Raw genomic sequence first — 18,379 nt, 5'->3', positions numbered from 1 at the left:
GGGGTTGGGCGCTCACTGACGTGTATCCCCATGCCGCAATCGATCATGCCAGCAGGCAGCCAGATGGCCAGGTGCCACTTCTGCCAAGGGCGGCATTTCTCCCCGGCAGATCTCGGTCGCATGGGGGCAGCGCGGCACAAAGGGGCACCCGGTGATGGTGCCAAGCATATTGGGAGGCAAGCCGCCGATCGCCTGCAACTTACGCTTGTCGCGCGCATCCAGCCGCGGCAGCGAATTCAGCAGCCCGATAGTGTAAGGATGAGCAGGACGGGCATAAAGCTCGTCCACCGGCGCTTTTTCCACGATATGACCGGCATACATAACCGCAACATTGTCGGCCAGGCGGGCTACAACTCCAAGATCGTGCGAAATCCAGATCACCGCAGTGCCCAACTCCGCCTGCAGTTTCTTGATCAACTCCACGATTTGCGCCTGGATGGTCACGTCCAATGCCGTGGTTGGCTCGTCGGCGATAATCAGTTGAGGCGAGGACGACAGCGCCATGGCGATCATGACGCGCTGGCGCATGCCCCCCGAGAACTGGTGTGGATAGTCATTGAGGCGCTTTGCCGGCGTGGGTATGCCCACCATGCCCAGCAAATCTGCGGCCTTGGCGCGGGCTTGGCGGCGCGTCAGATTCTCGTGCGCCTGAATGCTTTCCGTGATCTGGGCTCCAATCCGCATGACCGGATTAAGCGATGTCATGGGATCCTGGAAGATCACCGAAATCTCGCGCCCGCGCACATTACGCATGGCGCGGTCGCCCAATGAAAGCAGGTCGACGCCATTGAAGTGAATGGAGCCGCCGACGATTCGTCCAGGCGGCGATTGGATAAGACGCAAAATTGACAGCACGCCAACTGTCTTGCCGCTGCCGCTTTCCCCCACAATGGCCAGGCATTCGCCCTTGTTGACGGTGTAGGAGATGCCGTTAAGGGCGTTCACCACACCATCGACGGTATAAAACTTGGTCTCAAGACCTCGAACTTCTAGGACCTTCGCTCCGGGAGCGGCGGCAGATCTGAGATCGGGGGCACTCGCAGAAGTTGCGCTAATAGCCCGACCGCTGCGAGCATCAACTCGTGCACTAGGCGTGTAGGCGTCAGTCATCCGGTATGGTTCTGCCTTTCCGAATACTCCAGCCCTTCTGTTCACCCTGCGGTGTTCACCTCGGACGGGAGCATCATCCCAAATAACAGCAGATACGTACCTGCCTCCGAAATCAACTCACAAAAACAGCTGCTCACCAAGTAAGCACCCGTATTATACACTTCTTACCTCGGTTCGCGGAGAGCGCAGACTTCACGCAAAACGGAACGCGGATGAGCAAACGGCGGCCCCGGCAGCGGCATGGCTGCACAGGCCGCCGGCCCTCCACTCCGCATCTATCATGTCGGTCTTAGTAACCGCGCTCTGACTCATAAACATTGCGCAGGGGTTCCCCACGAGCAAAACGGCCCAGATTGTCGATGAAGATGTCCACGATCCGACTATTCTCGGCGTCAACGGTGCTCGCCGAGTGAGGGGAGATCAGCACGTTTGGAAGGTCCCACATCGGGTTCTCCTTGGGTAGCGGCTCGGTCTCGAACACATCAAGGGCGGCGCCTTTGATGCGGCCTGACCTGAGCCCCTCATACATGGCAGCTTCGTTGATCACCTGGCCGCGGGCAACATTGACGATAACGGCACCTGGTCTAAGAGCGTCGAGTTCGGGCTTGTCGATCAGCAAGCGTGTTTCCTCCGTTAATGGGCAGGCAAGGACCAGAGCATCTACATCGGGCAAGACCCGCCGAATGTCTTTTTGATCAATCATGCGACTGACCCCTTCTGGTGCTGCGCCGCCTGTGCGCCGAGTACCCCAGACTTCCACCCCGAAATGAGCGCAATCACGGGCGATTTCCCGCCCAACTGAGCCGAGCCCTACGATCAACGCGCGCGCCCCTTCTAAACCCCGGACGGTGTAGCGCTCCCAATGATGCTCACGCTTCCGAACATCGAGATAAGGCACGTCACGGAAAAAGTAGAGGAGCCCAAGCGAGGCGAACTCCGCCAGGGGCCGAGCATGTACACCTGACGCCGTGGTGAAGATGATGTTGCTTTGGTCAAGTTCGGTACGGCGGAGGAACTCTCCAATGCCAGCGCTAGTCGCTTGCACCCAGCGCAGGTTGGGCGCGTTGACAGGCATATTGCTAGGATCTAGGCGATCAAAGTCGAACAGAATATGAGCCTGAGCCATCAGTTCTGACCAGCGAGCGCGCTCGTCTTCGCTCAGCGTCCTCGGCGCTCCATTATGGTCAGCGACATAGCGTGGTCTGGCGAGCAGATCAGGGTGGTGGATTACCTCGTATCGAGCCGGATCGTAGGCCTTGATTCGCTCGACATGCTGGTCTTCCAATGGCGAAGCAATCAGGATGGTAAGCTTGTCGGGAGCATGTTTGATGTTCATGGGGTCTTTGTTCGCATAGGATTATCTCGGAGCCGAGCGCCTTGACGCGCTGCAAGTCTCGCCGTTGGGGCCACTTGCCTACTGCGGTGGAAGTTACCTCGGCTTGTGCCGGAACTCGGCCGCGGTAATTGCGTCCGTCCATCGTTAGCCAATAAGAACCTCAGCGGCTACTGCGATGAGTGTGCTTTCGCACAACGAAGAGGTGGATTTTAAATTCCCAATCCAGGTCTTACACCCTTCTTGTACTTGCACATGAGCAATCATCAGGCGACTTTCCTGTCCCGCAACTCGAATGCCAAGCTTGTGCAAAGTATCTTATGTGCGCCATACCTGCGGAGGTAACCGACGCGCAAGGAGCGGATGCACCGGGGCGGAGCGGGATGCCGGCTGTGTAGGCGGGCGGTCGATAGCAGATACTTAGGGGCCTCGGCATTGCCTGGCGTCTCCAGCATAAGGACGACGCGCGCGTCGAGATAGCGGACCGCCTGCTTTCGAGATGTCAGGTCGGTACACTGCACGGCGGAAACGGCGCGCCTTGACGCCATCAGAGCTTGGAAAGCCAGAGCATGGTTCAGAGGGGCCGATGTTCGGTGTCAAAGCAAGGTGCCGCTGATCCCCTCAGCGGACAAAAAGGTGCTGACCCGTTCAGCGGCCGCGAGGTCGAATTTCGGCGAGGGCACTTCACCTGTGAACGTGTGCTTGAACCCTGAGGCAGTGATCAAGCAAACGGTGCCTAAGCGTGCCACGCCGGGATTTCTCATCAGATAAGCCACACCCGCACAGGCGGAGATTTCTGCGTCCAGACCGTCGTGCCGTAACAATGCTGTTCTGGCTGCGTCGAGCTCTTGGTCGCTCACCGCCATAACGAGCCCGCCGCTCTGGCGCACGGCATGCAAGACCCTCGTGCCGTCTGCGGATATCCCTCGAGTCGGTCTGCCATTGGGGTGGCCTTGGTCTCGACTGCACTGACCCAGGGCATGACCGTTTCGCCATCCTCGGCACCGACCAATGTCGTCCAGCATTAGGTCCAACGAGAACACCGGCGGATTGCTCGAGGGCTGGGCCTAATGACCACAGCCATGAACGGGCGCCTGCTGCCAGCAAGGGGTCTGTTTTGCTGCGTAAGCTAACTTCAACGACGGAACAGGCCGTTAGGCGGCAACGCCATCTACAATGACATGGTCGAACTGGCGCGAGCACTTCTCGATGCGGGCATCCACGCCATAGACACGGCGCAGCATGTCGGCATTGATGACGTCGAGAGGCGAGCCGCAAGCCTGCATCTTGCCATTGGCAATCAGCAAGACCTTGTCGGCAAAGCGCAGCGCCTGGTTGAGATCGTGGATCGCGATCAACACGATCATGCCCTTTTGCCGGGCTTGTGCCTGCATGAAGCTGAGCACTTCCACCTGCCGGTGCAAATCCAAGGCGCTGGTGGGCTCGTCCATCAACATCACGTCGGGCTCGCGCACGAGGGTCTGGGCGATGGATACCAGTTGCCGTTGGCCGCCGCTGAGCGCCCCAAGGTCGCGAAAGGCGATCGGCTTGATGTTGAGAGCCGCCATCACCTGGTCGATGAACCGCAGATCGGCATCGTCCACCGACCAGCGGCTGCCTTGCTTGCGGGCCGAGAGGATCGACTCGTAGACCGTCAGCACCGCATTGGCCGACGTGTCCTGCGGCATATAGCTGATCGCCTTCTTGCCCTTGCTGGTATGGGCAAGGCTGACCTCGCCGGGCCCGTTGAGGAGCCCGGCAATGCGCTTGAACAGCGTCGACTTGCCCGCCGCGTTGGGGCCAATCACCGCAATGATTTCGCCGGAGTGGAATTCGGGCGTGCTGACGGCAGCGATGGTGAGCTTCTTGCCGTAAGACGCACCCAGGTCCCGGAGCTGAAGGCTTACCATGAGCGCCTCACATTGGAGAGGATCAGCGAAATAAAGAACGGCACGCCAACCAAAGCGGTGATGATGCCGATGGGGAAAACGACCCCGGGAATGATCGACTTGGAGACAATCGAGGTGACCGACAAGAGCAAGGCTCCGGCGAGCACCGAGCCCGGCAGGAAGAAGCGCTGATCCTCACCCAGGATCATGCGGGCAATATGGGGACCAACGAGGCCAACAAAGCCGATCGTGCCGACAAAGCTCACCGGCACCGACGCCAGGAGCGAAATGATCAGCATGGTCTCGAGCCGGATATAGCGCACATTGACGCCAAAGCTCGCCGCCTTGTCTTCGCCCAGCCGGATGGCCGTCAGGGCCCAGGCGTTGCGGGCAAACAGCGGCAGCGCCACCAGCAACACGGCCAGCGTGATCCAGATCTTGGGCCAGGTCGCCTTGGTCAGGCTGCCCATGGTCCAGAACACCACCTGCGACAGCGCCTGTTCGGACGCCAAATATTGCACAAACGCAAGGAGCGCATTGAAGGTGAAAACGAGGGCGATGCCCAGCAGCACCACGGTTTGCACGGTGACGCCGCGCATTTGCGACACGAAATGGATGAACAGCGTGGCGAGCAGCGCCATGACAAAGGCGTTGACCGGAACGATCAGCCCGGCAGCAACCGGGATGAGTGGCACGGTCGTGACAATGCCCAGTGCGGCGCCAAAGCTCGCCGCGGCCGAAATCCCCAGCGTAAACGGGCTGGCGAGGGGATTGGCGAGAATGGTCTGCATCTGTGCGCCGGCCACCGATAGCGCTGCGCCGACGATGATCGCCATGACGGCCACGGGCATACGGATGTCCCAGACCACGGTGCGTACTTGCGCCGACACCGCATCCGGATTGAACAGCGCCAGCACCACCTGATCGAGACCATAGCGTGCCGGCCCCCAAGCGAGGTCGACCGCAAAGGAAAAGCAAAGCGCCAGGCTCAGCCCCCCCAAGATAAGCAACTTGCGACGGGTGCGGGCGCGATATTCACCGCGCCCTTCAGCCACCGCTTCCGTCAGCAGAGAGCTATCCGCGGCGGCCATGATTTACTCGTCGGCCTTGAGCGACAGCCAGGAGCCGGGCTCGTATGCAATGGGCAGGAAGCGATCATAGAAGGCCTTGAAGGTGGCGTCAGGATTGGTATCGGCGAAAAGGTCGGGGTGGAACCACTTGGCCATCTCGGCAATCGCCACGAACTGGTAGGGGCTCGTATAGAACTGGTGCCAGATGGCGTGCACATTGCCCTCGGCGACCGCCGTGGAGCCGGTAAAGGCCGGCGCCTCGACCAGCGACGCAAGGATCGCGCGGCTCGCTTCGGCATCATCGGCAGTGCCCGGGCCGACGCTGACAAAGCCCGTGGCATCGGGAGAATTGGTCCAGTCCGAGCCGGTCACCACGATGATGTCGGGGTCCGAGGCGATGACCTGTTCGGGATTGATCGAGCCGGTATAGCCGGGCAGGAAATCGGAACCGAGATTGTTGCCGTCCGCTAGCTCCACCATGAGCCCGAAATTGTCGGGACCAAAGGTGCCGCAGCATTCAACCAAACCGGCAGCGCGATACATGAAAACGTCGGGCCGCTCGGGATTGTTCGCCGCCAGCACGGCCGCAATCTTGTCCATTTCGGTCTGCCAGAAGTCGGCGACTTCCTGGGCGCGCTCTTCCTTGCCAAACAGCTGCCCCAGGATGTGCAGGCTGGGCACGGTGTTGTCGATGATGTGCTCGCGGAAGTCGACATAAACGATCTTGACCCCGATGCCCTCGAGCATCTCCTCGAGCTTGACCTCGTCGGCTGCGGTCTTGTTGCCGATGGGCAGGATCAGGACGTCTGGATCCAGCGTCACCACGGTTTCGGTCTGCAGCGTGCCATCGGTCAGATTACCCAGGAATGGCAGGTCCTTGGCCTCCGGGAACTTGGCCGCATAGGCATCGAAGGACTTCTGATCGGTGGTCCACAGATCATTGCGCCAACCCACGACCTTGGCGAAGGGGTTCTCGGTTTCGATCGTGGCCAGCGAATAGAGCATACGCCCTTCGCCCAGGATGACCCGCTCGACGGGCGCATCAAAGGCGACTTCGCGCCCGGGACATCAGTAATCGTGAACGCTTGGGCCCACGCAGGCAGAGAGAACGACGTCAACACGGCCAGCGCCGGCACGAGCATCAGACGCGACATTTTCATTTTGCTGTCTCTCGGAAAACTTGATACGCAGAGTCAGCTATAAAAGATGAACTCCAAGATCAAGAATTATCTTTTAGAGCAATTATAAGGTGTTAGGCAGAAACATGAGTGGCTTCGGCGCAAACTATTCTATCCGCGATGAAATCCGGGAATTCTGGTCCGAACGCGCAGCGACCTTCGACCAGAGCGTTGGGCATGAAATCTTCTCGGAAGCAGAGCGCCGCGGCTGGCACCAGCTGATCCGCAAGCATCTGGGCGATGGCGCGGGAAGAAAGGCGCTCGATCTGGCGAGCGGCACTGGCGTTATTTCCCACCTGCTGCACGACATGGGCTTTGCAGTGACCGGTGCTGATTGGTCCGAAGCCATGCTGGCCCAGGCGCGCGCCAAGTCGCTCCAGCGCGGCTCCAATATTCGCTTCATCATGCGCGACGCGGAAAATACGCAGGAGCCGCGCGCCAGCTACGATGTCATTACCAATCGCCACCTGGTCTGGACGCTGGTCGATGCGCCGGCCGCCTTCGAGGAGTGGTTCGAGCTGCTCAAGCCGGGCGGCAAGCTGTTGATCGTCGATGGCAATATGGGCCGCAAGAGCTGGGTCACCCGGCTCCGGCTACGCTTTGGCGGCAAGCCCGGCCACGGCAACCTCGCCCCGGGCATGGCCGAGCGGCTGCAGCGCATCCGGGAACAGGTCCACTTCTCCGGCGAAATGCCCGCTGAAGCGGTGGTCGCCGAACTGCTCAAAGTCGGCTTTGTCGATCCGGTCATCGACCGCCAGCTCATCGGCATTCACTGGCCCCAAGCCCGGAAGATGAGCTTCTGGCGCGGGCTGGAGCGGCTTACCCAGGACCGCTTTGCGATCTGCGTTCGCAAGCCGTGATATTTGCTCCGGCTCTTCTGATCCAAAGCGGCGCTACATTTTAAGCCAAGGTTATGCCTTTGCCCTCCACCGGCGGGGATACACCCCCGCTTGGTGGACGGCATTCCAGCGGGTATGGTGAAACTTCGGTAGTATCCTGCCCTTCCACGATGGCGTGACTAGTCGGTCCGGCACTTGCGGGCGCTCTCTGACACACACATATTCGGAGAATGGCAGGAAAAGACCCATCAGGGCGTAAAGCCGACGGCACCGCTCTCCAACCAGGAGTGAGCGGTGAGGTTGCTGCATTCGTCAGGAACGTGAGGGAGTTAGCGAGGCCAAGCGCCCGCCATGACGGACGTGTGCTCTTCGCGCTCGACGCGACGCTCAGCCGCCAGCCAACCTGGGATCTCGCCTGTTCGCTGCAGGCGGAGATGTTTGAGGCGATCCCGAGGGCCAGCGCACTTCAGGTCCAACTGCTCTACTTTCGCGGCTTTGGCGAATGCCGCGCCAGCAAATGGGTGGTCGATGGAGGCAGCCTGGCCAAGCTCATGAGCGGGATTCAGTGCCAGGGAGGGCGGACGCAGATCTCCAAGGCCTTCGCCCATGCCCGTGCGGAGCACGCCAGGCGCCGCATCAATGCCGTGATCTATGTGGGGGACGCGGTGGAGGAGAGTGTGGACGAGCTGGCGGAGACCGCCGGACAACTAGGCCTTCTCGGTCTGCCCCTGTTCATCTTTCAAGAGGGGCGGGATGCGCAGGTGGAGCGGGCTTTCCGAGAGTTTGCCCGACTAAGCAAGGGCGCATATGCACGTTTCGACTCGTCGGCGCCCCAAGAGCTCGCAGCGCTGCTCAAGGCGGTGGCAGCTTACGCGAGGGGCGGTAGCGACATGCTGAGGCTGCAAGCCAGTCCACAGGCCCAAGCGCTGCTCTCGCAACTGCGTCCATGACCTATATCCTTTTGGGCAGCCTGGCGCTGCTCGCCACACTGGCCATCTTCAACCAGATCAAAAGGTACGATCCTCAACTGCTCAGACGTGGACTTCGCTGGGTGGTGGGCGGCCTGGGCGTTGCAATCGCCAGCCTTTTGCTCGTGGCCCGGCGCTTGGATCTTGCACTGTTTGTCGGGGCGGCGGCATTTGCAGTGCTGCGTACTGGCCGGATTGGCCCCTTTTCCCTCCAAGGACCACTCGGGCCAGCCCACAACATCTCCAAAGTGCGCAGCTACCGCTTCGCGATGGAGCTGGATCACGACACCGGGGCCGTTTCCGGCAGGATTCTTAACGGTGAGTTCGCTGGGATGGACCTGCTTGATCTCGGCGAGGCTGACACACGCACCCTTCTGGCCGAGGTAGCGGGGGATGCCGACAGCCTCAGCCTGCTGGAGAGCTGGCTTGACGCCAACCGCAGCGGCTGGCGCGAGTACTTCGCCCAACAGGACAGCGGTGGAACCGGGGAAGCTGCCCCTGAACGCGATCCACTGGAGGAAGCTTACGCCATTCTGGGTCTCGAGGCTGACGCGACCGAAGAGCAAATCCGCACCGCTCATCGCGAGTTGATGAAGGCGGTGCATCCGGACCATGGCGGCTCGAGCTATTTGGCAGCCAAGATCAACCAGGCGCGTGACCTGCTACTCAAGCACGCCAAGTAGGGCCGGCTGTCTGCGGCGATCACCTGGCCGTCTTCCTTGGTAAACCCGCCACTACCAGGATGGATCGAACTGTCCAGGACCACTTCTGACGGTCCGCCAGGGCAGGGCACGGGTGGCGTCTCCGCCTAGGGCCGGTTCGGAACCTCTGCCTTGTCGACGCTTTACACCCTGAACATCACCACCGCAGCTGACAGCGTTTGGGCTCGGTCATGCGCTGACACGACGCTCAAGGACATGGCGGCATGTTAACGCCCTTCATCATCAACAAGCCGGTATTCTTCGGGTCCCTTCTCGTCATAGGGGCCTTTGTCGCCATCGGCGTTTTCTTCCCGACCCAAGCTGACGACATTTTCGGCTCGATGCAGGCCGGTATTTTGCAAAGCTTCGGCTGGTTCTACCTGCTGGCCGTCGGAATTTTCCTTATCACCGTCGTGCTCCTTTGCTTTGGCCGTTATGGGCGCCTCAAGCTCGGCCCCGATGATTCCACGCCCGATTTCAGGTTCACCTCGTGGATCGCCATGCTTTTTGCCGCCGGCATGGGGATTGGCCTGATGTTCTATGCCGTGGGCGAACCGATGACCCACTTTATGGCGCCCCCGACCGCCGAGCCGCGCTCTATTGCCGCGATGCGCGAAGCAATGACCGTCACCTTTTTTCACTGGGGCATCCATGCCTGGGCGATCTATGCGGTGGTTGGCTTGTCGCTTGCCTATTTCGGCTACCGCTACAACCTGCCGCTAACTATTCGCTCGGGTCTTTATCCGCTGCTCAAGGAGCGTATCAACGGTCCCATCGGCCATGCGGTCGACATCTTTGCGATTGTCGGCACCATGTTCGGCATAGCGACCTCACTCGGGGTGGGTGTTTCCCAGATCAATGCAGGGCTGGCTTACCTGCTGGGTGTTCCCATCGGTCCTGTTGTTCAACTGCCGCTTATCGCACTGGTAACGGCGCTGGCGACCGTCTCGGTCGCCACTGGACTGGACCGAGGCGTGCGCATCTTGTCGGAAACCAACCTGGTAGTGGCGATTCTGCTGATGCTGTTTGTGCTAGTCGTCGGGCCAACCACACAGTTGTTTCGTGATCTGGTACAGAACCTGGGGCTTTATCTCGATACCCTGGTACTGCGTACCTTCAATATCTACGCCTACCAGCCGACACCCTGGATCGACGAGTGGACATTGTTCTACTGGGCCTGGTGGATTTCCTGGTCTCCCTTTGTCGGGATGTTTATCGCCCGTATCTCCCGCGGTCGCACCGTTCGGGAGTTTGTGACTGCGGTGCTTTTCATTCCCGCCGGCTTCACTTTCATCTGGATGACTGTTTTCGGCAACACGGCAATCTTCATCGACACGGGTATAGCAGCAGGCGCGGTGGGACAGGCTATTGCGGCGGACGTTTCAACTGGCCTCTTCCACTTCTTCCAATACCTTCCGTTCAGCAACATCACCTCTATTTTGGCAATACTGCTCGTCGCCATTTTCTTCGTTACTTCAGCAGACTCAGGTTCATTGGTCATTGATTCCATCGCCGCAGGTGGCGAAACCCAGACCACCACCGGCCAGCGGGTTTTCTGGTGCTTCATGGAAGGAATTGTTGCCGCAGCGCTCCTCGTGGCCGGAGGCTTGGGCGCATTGCAGTCGGCAACGATTGCCACCGCCCTGCCCTTCACCTTCGTCATGCTGGGCTTGGTTTGGTCATTGTACCTCGGAATGCGCGCCGACCTGGCACAGCTTTATCCCCAAGGTGGCGCTGCTGCCGTGCCCGCCCATGCGGCTGTGGGGCTAACCTGGCAACGCCGCTTAGCCTTGATGATGCGGGCTCCCAGCAAGCAAGAAGTTGAAAGCTTCATCACCACAGAGGTTCGACCCGCGCTCGAACAGGTCGCACGTGAATTGGCCGCACGTGGTCGGCCCGCCTGGGTTGAAGCGGACGAAGCTGGCGCTGTTGCCTTGCGTTCTCCTGCCCAAGGGGTGCGCGATTTTGTTTACGGCGTCAGCGTTGCATCCCAGCCAGTCGCCAATTTTGCCCCTCTCGCGACCGGCCAACCAGAACCGCGCTATGAGGCGCGCACCTATTTCTCCAGTGGTGGGCGCGGCTATGATGTCATGGGCTTACATCGCGATCAGCTGATTGCCGACGTGCTGGCACAGTTCGAACGCTACCTTCATCTTACACAAGCCCCGGAGTCCCAGCTCCTCCATGGGGCTCCGGAACACACGCTGGATAGCTGACATAGCCGGCGATGTTTGCCGGTTGGGACGCTGTTGGAGCTGAAATATACCATCGCAACGCGAAGGCAGAGTGGGAGTGCCCCCTGGCGGCAAGTGGCTCACTCCGGCCATGCGGAACGAGTTTTCAATTCTGAAAGCTTCCATCAAGCTCATCCTCGATCCGATGCGGACCTAAACGGTCGGCATCGGACTTCTCGAAGCTCCGACTAGTCAGCGAGCGCAAGCGCATCGGCGCCGGCCGGAATACGCACTGGTGCTGCCGGGTTGGTTGCCGCGTACCAGACTGCCTCCGCCACGTCCAAGGATCGGGTTTTAGGAGCCCCAGGCGCCCTCATGGCCGTAAACACCGTTTCCGCAAAATCGGCGTAGGCGTCGGGGAAGCCACCATGGTCCTCCAGGCGGGAAAGAGCCGTGGTGCCAAAGCTGGTGTCAGGTGCGGCACCAGGAAGAACGATCTTCACCGCGATGCCGAAGGGCGTAAGCTCCATGGCGAGGGATTTGGTAAATGCGTTCACGGCGGCCTTGCTTGCGGTGTAGACGGACAGCAGAGGCAGCGGCTTCATCGTGACGCTCGAGGTCACGTTGATGATGAGCCCCGCCCTTCTGGCCCGGAACTGAGGCAGCACGGCCTGGACCATCCGCATCGTTCCGAAGGTGTTGGTCTCGAAGACGGACCGCACGACATCTATCGGCGTGCCCTCCAGAGCGTTTAGCCAGCCGATACCGGCATTGTTGACGAGAACATCGATCGGACCTGCGGCCTCGATCGCGCGGGCTACGCTGTCGTCCTTGGTCACGTCGAGCGGCAGCAGCACCAGGTTCTCCGAGGTCGGGAACAGATCCGGGCGCGGGGACCGCATTGTGGCAATGACCTTCCAGCCATGGCCCAGAAAGTGTTTGGCGATGTCGAGACCAAAGCCGGACGAGCAGCCTGTGATGAGAACGGTATTCATGGAAAGATCCCTTGGCGAAGTTCGAAGTTGCTTATGTGGACGTGCCAAGGAGGACGCGCTACGATAGAGCGTCTTATTTGCATTAGCGAGCGTCCGATTGATCGACCCCCTTGCCGAAATTGTCACCATGCTGCAGCCGAGCATGCCCTTCTCGAAGGCCGCCAGTGGTTCAGGCAGTTGGCGCGTGGAGGGCGCAGCTGAAGGCAGCCCGTTCTTCGCCGTCATTCTGGACGGCTCTTCGAGGCTCAGCGTCGATGGGGAACCGGAAGCAGAGTTGAAAGCAAATGACTTCGTGCTCGTTCCGGCATCCTGTCGCTTCACCATGTCGAGCAGTGAAGCCGACGTGGAGGAAGGTGTTGATCCCCTGCGGGTGACCCGGCTTGGGGAGGAGACCCGGCACGGCGACCCAAGTGGGCATCCGAATATGCGGGTGTTGGTGGGTCGGCTGTCTTTCGGCTCTCCAGACTCAACCCTCATTGTGGCCTTGCTGCCGCGCGTGCTTCTTGTCAGGGGCCAGGCTCGCCTTACCGATCTGGTCCGGATGCTCCGCAACGAAGCCCAAGACACCCGACCAGCGAAAGACATCGTGCTCGAGCGCCTGTTGCAATTGCTGTTGATCGAAGCCTTGCGATCGAACTCCGCGAGCCCGGAAACGCCGGGTATTATGCGTGGCCTGGCGGACCGCCATCTGGGCCCAGCTATTCGCCTCATGCACGGAACACCAGCCAAGGCGTGGACGATCGATGAATTGGCGAAGGCGGCCATGTTGTCTCGATCGGTGTTCTTTGATCGCTTTCAAAAGCAAACCGGCATGGCGCCGATGGAATACCTGCTCTCCTGGCGCATGGCCCTCGCCAAGGACATGCTGCGGCGTAGGGATGGGGGCATGAAAGAAATCGCCAGCCGCATCGGCTATGGCTCCGCAAGTGCATTCAGCGTCGCGTTTTCCCGGTTCGTTGGCCTGCCGCCGAGCCAGTATGCAGGCCTGACCGAACTGGACCACGCATCGGCGCGTACAACCGTTCCTACGGCTTCTTAGCGGCCCTATCAATGGTTCGAACCGCCGATCTGCTGACCCGCGGAACGCATGAGGGAAAAGCCCATTGATTGAACGGCCCCCTCATTCTTAGGACCAGTCATGGAGCCTTTCGAACTCAAACGCCTTGGCCGGTCAGACCTCATGCTGCCCAGGCTGGGGTTCGGTGCAGCCGGGCTGGGCAGTACTGAAGTGTCGGAGACCCAAGCGTCCTCTACAGTTGAAACGGCCTGGGAGACCGGGGTTCGCTTCTACGATACCTCCCCGTGGTATGGACGCGGGCTGAGCGAACGCCGGATTGGGACGGTGCTGGCGAGCAAGCCGCGCGACGAGCTGATCCTCTCGACCAAGGTCGGTCGCATCTTCGTCGCGCCCGCCAATATCCGCGCCTTCCGGAGCTCGGATCGGTTCGCCCCAACTGCCCTGCCGTTCGATTACTACCACGACTACTCCTATGAGGGCGTCATGCGGTCCTATGAGGATAGCCTCCAGCGGCTGGGCATGAACCGGGTCGACATGCTGATCATCCACGATCTCGATCGCACCAGCTTTGGCACCGATGCCCTGGTGCAGGCCCACCTTGCCCAACTCGCCACCGGGGGCATCAGAGCGCTCAAGGAGCTGAAGCAAACTGGGCGAGTTCAAGCGATTGGAGCGGGGGTCAACCGGATCGGCACCATCCCCTTGTTCCTCGAATGCCTAGAGCTCGACTTTTTCCTTGTCGCGCTTCCTTACACCTTGGCAGAGCAGCCTGCACTCGATCGGGAATTCCCCCTGTGCGAGGAAAAAGCGGTCGGTATCATTGTCGGCGCCCCGCTTGCATCAGGCATTCTGGCCACGGGCCCTGTCCCTGGAGCTCGATACAACTATCACGAGCCGACCTCCGAGGAGAGCGAGCGAGTACGCCGGATGGAAGAGGTTTGCCGGGATCACGAGATTTCTCTAGCCGCCGCAGCGCTGCAATTCCCCCTGCACCATCCGCTTGTGGCTTCAGTTATTCCGGGGGGAGTAGAACCCGCCCACCCCTCTCGGAACCACAGCGATATGTTGCGGGACATACCTGTTGCCTTCTGGGCTGAATTGAAAGCGCGCGGTCTTCTGCGAGCTGATGCTCCTGTTCCCTCGAGATGAGGTGAAGAAATCCGGGATGCCGCCGCTGATCCAAATGGTTGACTTGAAACGCTGCCGCCGCCCGGACCTGTCAAAAAGCGACCCTTCGGACACCAACCTTGTGCCGACAAGGATCGATCCTACAGGTCCTGCGTTGCCCTGTACCCAGTGCATCGAGGAAGCCATGACCAGCAAGATCACCGTCCTAGTCGTGGAGGATGAAGCCCTGCTCCGAATGAACACTGTCGAGGAGCTGACGGATCAAGGGCTTGAGGTGGTAGAAGCGGCAAACGCCAGGGAAGCCATTGCCATTTTCCAATCCGGCAAGCGCTTTGAATGCCTGTTTACCGATGTCGACATGCCCGGTGATGTGGATGGTCTGGAGCTGGCGACAATGGTAAAGGACGCCTGGCCGCCGATCGAGGTCATAGTGACATCCGGGCACCGCAACGTAACGCATGACGACCTGCCGCCTCGCGGGGTTTTCGTAGGCAAGCCATATAGCTTGGACACGGTCGGAGACTTGATCCGTCGTCTCACTGCCGCGGGTGAGCAGTTTCACGCATAGCCGCCAAGCTTGTTGCCTCTGCGGCTGGCGCAGCATTCCCGCAATTGCCAGTATCGCCAAAAAGAACGATAGGCGCCCCAAGACGGGTGGACGAACAACACCGCGGTTGTTCCACTTTGTCTCATTGCGGACTACTAAGATGGTGAACCCTGCCGAGTCATCGCTTTCAGTATCCGCAAAGTTGCGCAGGCTTTGACGCGTCGGACCGATCCACGCAGTCGTGAGGAGCTGCCATGTTCAAGGGCATCAACGTTGTCTCCATCACAGTGCCTGACCTTGACCTTGCACGCGATTTCTACCGGGACATATTTGGGCTCGGTGAGCCCGTTTATGATCTTCCCGAGATCGCCTGGGTTGAATTCTCGACTGGCGGGAGCGGCGGAAACCTTGCGATCACCTTGCCCGAGACTGGTGAATTCCTTGCCTCGCATCACACCACCTTGGTCCTGAACGTCGAGAACTGTGCTGAAGCGGTCTCAGCGCTCCGGGCCAGAGGCGTCGAATGCGGAGAGCCGGTTCCCGTACCGGGCATGGTCACCTATGCCCATGTCTTTGATCCCTTCGGCAACCGACTGCAGATCGTGTCGGATCTGCCAGCGTAGGGCTCAGTCCCTCATCAGTGCGGTCAATGCGATTAGAACAAAAGGAACGAGCATGGCGTGGATACTGCGAGGAACGTTCCTGTTGTTGTTGCTGCTGCTGTCGTCTCAACGCGCGCAGGCACAACATTGCGCATCGCAGCAATTTGCAGGCAACGGATACCTTGTTTGCACCGTGGACCCGGCGAGCGATGATTTGCGCCTGTACTGGCGGTCCCCAGATGGGCGTCCCTTCCGGCATTTTCGCGAACTCGCTGACGCCGTGGAGAGTCAAGGAGAGAAGCTGGGTTTCGCGATGAACGCCGGGATGTACTTGCCCGATTTCACCCCTTCGGGGCTTTACGTTGAAGACGGTAAGGAATTGCGGCCGCTGAACACCAACTCCGTCAACGCGGAACCTGGCCGAGTGCCCAATTTCTACAAGAAGCCGAACGGAGTATTTTTCCTCAGCGAGGAAGGCGCGGGCGTTCTAACCACCGAAGCCTTCCAAGCAGGGCGCCCCCCTGCCCGCTTCGCCACCCAGTCCGGCCCCATGCTGGTGATCGAGGGCGAGATCCATCCGCTCCTGATCCCCGGCTCTTCCGATCGAACCCGCCGAAGCGGCATCGGTGTGTGCGAAGAGGGCGAAGTGCGCCTCGCCATCAGCGACGGCAATGTCAACTTCCATGACTTTGCCGAACTGTTCCGGGATCATCTTCAGTGTCCCAATGCGCTCTTCCTTGATGGGGGGCGAGGCACGGGCATCTACGATCCAGCCTCGGGTCGGCGTGACTACTCATGGCATGGTGGCTTTGGACCGATGTTTGGTCTGGTGAAATAACCGCTCCCAGAGCGTTGTTGAAGAGATTGCCTGCCGGGCAGGAGAGCCCCAGGAAGAGAACAGGTCGAGCTAGACCTTGCGGAACACGGTGTCGATCTCGGCCTGCGGCTGGACCTGAACTCAGCAACATCATTGGCAATGCCGGCGTCGATCAGCTTCCCTGCTCTAGCGACTGTGAACAACAGTGTGTTGAGTTGGGCCATCGGCAAGCGCATCATCGTTCCCGCTAAGGTCGAGCACGAAGTGAGGAGGTTGCGATGCAAAAGAATGTGCGCGCTCCGTCAGCGAGCAAGGATCAGGCCACGGCTCCAAAGAAGCGGCAAGGCGGCGGATTGTTGGCCGGCCTCGCCGTAATCGCGTGGGCACTGGTGTCAGCAGTATCGGCAGAAATCTAAGGCGAGTACGGGACGAGGAGCGGTTCCCTGGCTCCCTTCTTGTAAATAGAAAACGCTCGGCGTTGGTGCCGCTGCAGAAATGACGACCAGGCTGCAGCCTGGAGAGCGTTGGCGACTAGAACCGCTAGGCACTACCCAGTCCAGGATTGAGCAAGGTGAGGAGGTCAGGAGACCTCCTCACCTTGCAATTTGCCTATTGGGCGGCGAGAAAGTCGGCGACGTCCAGGAGGATGTACTCATTGTCATCGGCGCGGCCGGCTTCACGACCGGTGGAGCCGGGATAGTTGTTATCGTTGGCGACGATGATGGTGGTGGAATCGACCAAGTCGACGTCTTCGATGGTCACGAATGGGAACGTGAAGACCCCGTCCTTGCTGCCGCGCGGGGCAATGCCATCGGGATCCTGAATGGCCATCAGGTCGATATAGGCGATCTTTTCAAGCACGCCGTTCTCGTCTGCACGGGCGAGATCAACCAGATAGATGCGCTTAAAGGCGGCGGCCTTTTCGCGACCATCGTCACCTTCATTATTGTCACGCTCAATGATCAGGCCACGGGTGCCCTCAAATAGGTTGAAGTCTCCGATGGCGTGGCCGGCATCATCGAGCGGATAGCGGCGAACCGTATCGCTCCAGGATGCGCCAGCGGCATCAAATTCCAGCATGCGAATAACCGGCTGCCCGTCTACGGTCTCCAGCGACCCCGCCTCTTCATCGTAGAACTGCTTTTCGAGCAGTGGATACAGCGTTTTCCCGTCCATTGACTGCGCCATGCCTTCGTAGCCACCGGAGCGGCCGGTGTTGATACCGGTGACGGTCGCGCCCGCCGCAGGCTGCGAGGTAAACTGGTTGTCCGGAGACCTGTAGTCGATGCCGCCAGGATTGGTCTTGATGACCTGCAACACGACGCCCTCGCCGTCAACTTCGATCAACCAAGGGCCGAACTCGTCGCCGATCCAGTAGTTTTCGCCCACAGGCTGGATCGACTCAGGGTCGAAGTCAGCCCCGGTAAGATACCGGCTGTCGCTATGTTCGGTGACGATCGGGAACGGCACGACCCGATTGGGGTCCTTGAGGAAGATCGTTTCCTCGATACCAACCTTGCCGGCGGTCCAGTCCATTTTGAGCATGTTGAACATCAGCATCGCGTCGGCGGAGTTGGCCTTGTTGCCAAAGCCATTATCCGTCAGAAACAGGAAGCGGTCATTGCCGAGCGAACGCACGCCGCTCATGCCCTGGAGGGGCTGACCCGGAAAAGGCATAGCAATACCCGAAGCCGGATTGTCCCAGCCGTAAGGCGTCTCGACCCGCGTGCCAGAGGTAAAACGGCCCGAAAGCTGAAGGCCGGGAGGCGCGTCGGCCGGGACCGGGAGGAATGTCTGGGCGGGCAATTGCGCATGAGCCTTGAGCACAGCGTCGAACTTTGCCGGACCTTCTGCGCCGTCCTGAGCCAGGGCGAGAGCGGAAAGGCAACTGAGGCTGACGCCAAGCGCGAGAGCTTTAAGCATTGTATTCTCCAGGAGAAACTGACGCTTCTTCCTAGTCACCTCGCATGTCGCAACCATCACAACGGCATGAAAGCCCTGTCATAAACC

The 18,379-nt window shown here is 60.0% G+C and carries 16 protein-coding genes and 1 pseudogene; 9 read left to right on the top strand and 8 right to left on the bottom strand.

Going from position 1 to position 18,379, the window contains the following annotated elements:
• Positions 1-12: 12 nt before the first annotated feature.
• From HRU92_RS15745 to HRU92_RS15720, 6 genes and pseudogenes are all read right to left on the bottom strand, one after another.
• On the bottom strand, positions 13-945 hold the full coding sequence (locus tag HRU92_RS15745) for an ABC transporter ATP-binding protein (protein ID WP_349236660.1): 933 nt from the start codon (positions 943-945) through the stop codon (positions 13-15).
• 454 nt (positions 946-1,399) lie between these two features.
• Positions 1,400-2,446: a D-2-hydroxyacid dehydrogenase gene (locus HRU92_RS15740; RefSeq protein WP_172121903.1), complete on the bottom strand. Its 1,047-nt coding sequence runs from the start codon at positions 2,444-2,446 to the stop codon at positions 1,400-1,402.
• A 593-nt stretch (positions 2,447-3,039) separates the two neighbouring features.
• Positions 3,040-3,309, bottom strand: coding sequence for a hypothetical protein (locus tag HRU92_RS15735; protein ID WP_173088475.1), 270 nt, complete (start codon positions 3,307-3,309; stop codon positions 3,040-3,042).
• Positions 3,310-3,597: 288 nt separating this feature from the next.
• A complete protein-coding gene (locus HRU92_RS15730) occupies positions 3,598-4,353 on the bottom strand; it encodes an ABC transporter ATP-binding protein (protein ID WP_173088473.1) in 756 nt (251 codons plus the stop codon).
• Positions 4,347-5,423, bottom strand: coding sequence for an iron ABC transporter permease (locus HRU92_RS15725; RefSeq protein ID WP_172121901.1), 1,077 nt, complete (start codon positions 5,421-5,423; stop codon positions 4,347-4,349). Before HRU92_RS15725 ends, HRU92_RS15730 begins: the two co-directional genes overlap by 7 nt.
• A 3-nt stretch (positions 5,424-5,426) precedes the next feature.
• A pseudogene (locus HRU92_RS15720) lies at positions 5,427-6,544 on the bottom strand (ABC transporter substrate-binding protein).
• A gap of 122 nt (positions 6,545-6,666) precedes the next feature.
• On the opposite strand from HRU92_RS15720, the gene HRU92_RS15715 reads away from it, so the two are divergent.
• The 4 genes from HRU92_RS15715 (at position 6,667) to HRU92_RS15700 (ending at position 11,304) form a co-directional block, all read left to right on the top strand.
• Positions 6,667-7,440: a class I SAM-dependent methyltransferase gene (locus HRU92_RS15715; protein ID WP_172121899.1), complete on the top strand. Its 774-nt coding sequence runs from the start codon at positions 6,667-6,669 to the stop codon at positions 7,438-7,440.
• A gap of 341 nt (positions 7,441-7,781) precedes the next feature.
• Positions 7,782-8,369, top strand: a complete 588-nt coding sequence (locus HRU92_RS15710) for a VWA domain-containing protein (RefSeq protein WP_127751659.1) — start codon at positions 7,782-7,784, stop codon at positions 8,367-8,369.
• Positions 8,366-9,070, top strand: coding sequence for a DnaJ domain-containing protein (locus tag HRU92_RS15705; protein ID WP_172121898.1), 705 nt, complete (start codon positions 8,366-8,368; stop codon positions 9,068-9,070). The genes HRU92_RS15710 and HRU92_RS15705 overlap by 4 nt, the downstream gene beginning before the upstream one ends.
• A gap of 242 nt (positions 9,071-9,312) precedes the next feature.
• Complete coding sequence (locus HRU92_RS15700) at positions 9,313-11,304, top strand: BCCT family transporter (RefSeq protein ID WP_173088471.1); 1,992 nt, start codon at positions 9,313-9,315, stop codon at positions 11,302-11,304.
• A gap of 206 nt (positions 11,305-11,510) precedes the next feature.
• Here the strand turns inward: HRU92_RS15700 and HRU92_RS15695 are convergent, their stop codons facing one another.
• Positions 11,511-12,257, bottom strand: a complete 747-nt coding sequence (locus HRU92_RS15695; RefSeq protein WP_173088469.1) for an SDR family oxidoreductase — start codon at positions 12,255-12,257, stop codon at positions 11,511-11,513.
• Between the two features lie 97 nt (positions 12,258-12,354).
• On the opposite strand from HRU92_RS15695, the gene HRU92_RS15690 reads away from it, so the two are divergent.
• The 5 genes from HRU92_RS15690 (at position 12,355) to HRU92_RS15670 (ending at position 16,390) form a co-directional block, all read left to right on the top strand.
• Positions 12,355-13,296, top strand: coding sequence for an AraC family transcriptional regulator (locus tag HRU92_RS15690; protein ID WP_127751655.1), 942 nt, complete (start codon positions 12,355-12,357; stop codon positions 13,294-13,296).
• A gap of 99 nt (positions 13,297-13,395) precedes the next feature.
• Positions 13,396-14,424 carry an aldo/keto reductase gene (locus HRU92_RS15685; protein ID WP_172121896.1) on the top strand — a complete coding sequence of 343 codons (1,029 nt, stop codon included), beginning with the start codon at positions 13,396-13,398 and terminating at the stop codon, positions 14,422-14,424.
• A gap of 16 nt (positions 14,425-14,440) precedes the next feature.
• Positions 14,441-14,971 carry a response regulator gene (locus HRU92_RS15680; protein ID WP_248307162.1) on the top strand — a complete coding sequence of 177 codons (531 nt, stop codon included), beginning with the start codon at positions 14,441-14,443 and terminating at the stop codon, positions 14,969-14,971.
• A 233-nt stretch (positions 14,972-15,204) separates the two neighbouring features.
• Positions 15,205-15,573 (top strand): VOC family protein, encoded by a 369-nt coding sequence (locus tag HRU92_RS15675; protein WP_172121894.1) that lies wholly within the window; start codon positions 15,205-15,207, stop codon positions 15,571-15,573.
• 52 nt (positions 15,574-15,625) lie between these two features.
• The gene (locus HRU92_RS15670; RefSeq protein WP_172121893.1) at positions 15,626-16,390 is read left to right on the top strand and encodes a phosphodiester glycosidase family protein; all 765 of its coding nucleotides are present in this window, start codon (positions 15,626-15,628) and stop codon (positions 16,388-16,390) included.
• 588 nt (positions 16,391-16,978) lie between these two features.
• On the opposite strand, the gene HRU92_RS15665 is transcribed toward HRU92_RS15670, so the two are convergent.
• Positions 16,979-18,292, bottom strand: a complete 1,314-nt coding sequence (locus HRU92_RS15665) for an esterase-like activity of phytase family protein (protein ID WP_172121892.1) — start codon at positions 18,290-18,292, stop codon at positions 16,979-16,981.
• Between the last annotated feature and the right edge of the window lie 87 nt (positions 18,293-18,379).

Source organism: Devosia sp. 1635, from assembly GCF_013185955.1.
Classification (GTDB): Bacteria; Pseudomonadota; Alphaproteobacteria; order Rhizobiales; family Devosiaceae; genus Devosia.
The sequence above is the reverse complement of the archived record's forward strand: the minus strand, read 5'-3'. Positions and strand labels throughout refer to the sequence as shown.

What these genes read in the sequence shown, in the direction of transcription:
- HRU92_RS15740 (WP_172121903.1), bottom strand. Translation starts at nt 2,446, where the DNA reads ATGAACATCAAACATGCTCCCGACAAGCTTACCATCCTGATTGCTTCG.
- HRU92_RS15735 (WP_173088475.1), bottom strand. Translation starts at nt 3,309, where the DNA reads ATGGCGGTGAGCGACCAAGAGCTCGACGCAGCCAGAACAGCATTGTTA.
- HRU92_RS15730 (WP_173088473.1), bottom strand. Translation starts at nt 4,353, where the DNA reads ATGGTAAGCCTTCAGCTCCGGGACCTGGGTGCGTCTTACGGCAAGAAG.
- HRU92_RS15725 (WP_172121901.1), bottom strand. Translation starts at nt 5,423, where the DNA reads ATGGCCGCCGCGGATAGCTCTCTGCTGACGGAAGCGGTGGCTGAAGGG.
- HRU92_RS15715 (WP_172121899.1), top strand. Translation starts at nt 6,667, where the DNA reads ATGAGTGGCTTCGGCGCAAACTATTCTATCCGCGATGAAATCCGGGAA.
- HRU92_RS15705 (WP_172121898.1), top strand. Translation starts at nt 8,366, where the DNA reads ATGACCTATATCCTTTTGGGCAGCCTGGCGCTGCTCGCCACACTGGCC.
- HRU92_RS15700 (WP_173088471.1), top strand. Translation starts at nt 9,313, where the DNA reads ATGTTAACGCCCTTCATCATCAACAAGCCGGTATTCTTCGGGTCCCTT.
- HRU92_RS15695 (WP_173088469.1), bottom strand. Translation starts at nt 12,257, where the DNA reads ATGAATACCGTTCTCATCACAGGCTGCTCGTCCGGCTTTGGTCTCGAC.
- HRU92_RS15685 (WP_172121896.1), top strand. Translation starts at nt 13,396, where the DNA reads ATGGAGCCTTTCGAACTCAAACGCCTTGGCCGGTCAGACCTCATGCTG.
- HRU92_RS15680 (WP_248307162.1), top strand. Translation starts at nt 14,441, where the DNA reads ATGCCGCCGCTGATCCAAATGGTTGACTTGAAACGCTGCCGCCGCCCG.
- HRU92_RS15675 (WP_172121894.1), top strand. Translation starts at nt 15,205, where the DNA reads ATGTTCAAGGGCATCAACGTTGTCTCCATCACAGTGCCTGACCTTGAC.
- HRU92_RS15670 (WP_172121893.1), top strand. Translation starts at nt 15,626, where the DNA reads ATGGCGTGGATACTGCGAGGAACGTTCCTGTTGTTGTTGCTGCTGCTG.
- HRU92_RS15665 (WP_172121892.1), bottom strand. Translation starts at nt 18,292, where the DNA reads ATGCTTAAAGCTCTCGCGCTTGGCGTCAGCCTCAGTTGCCTTTCCGCT.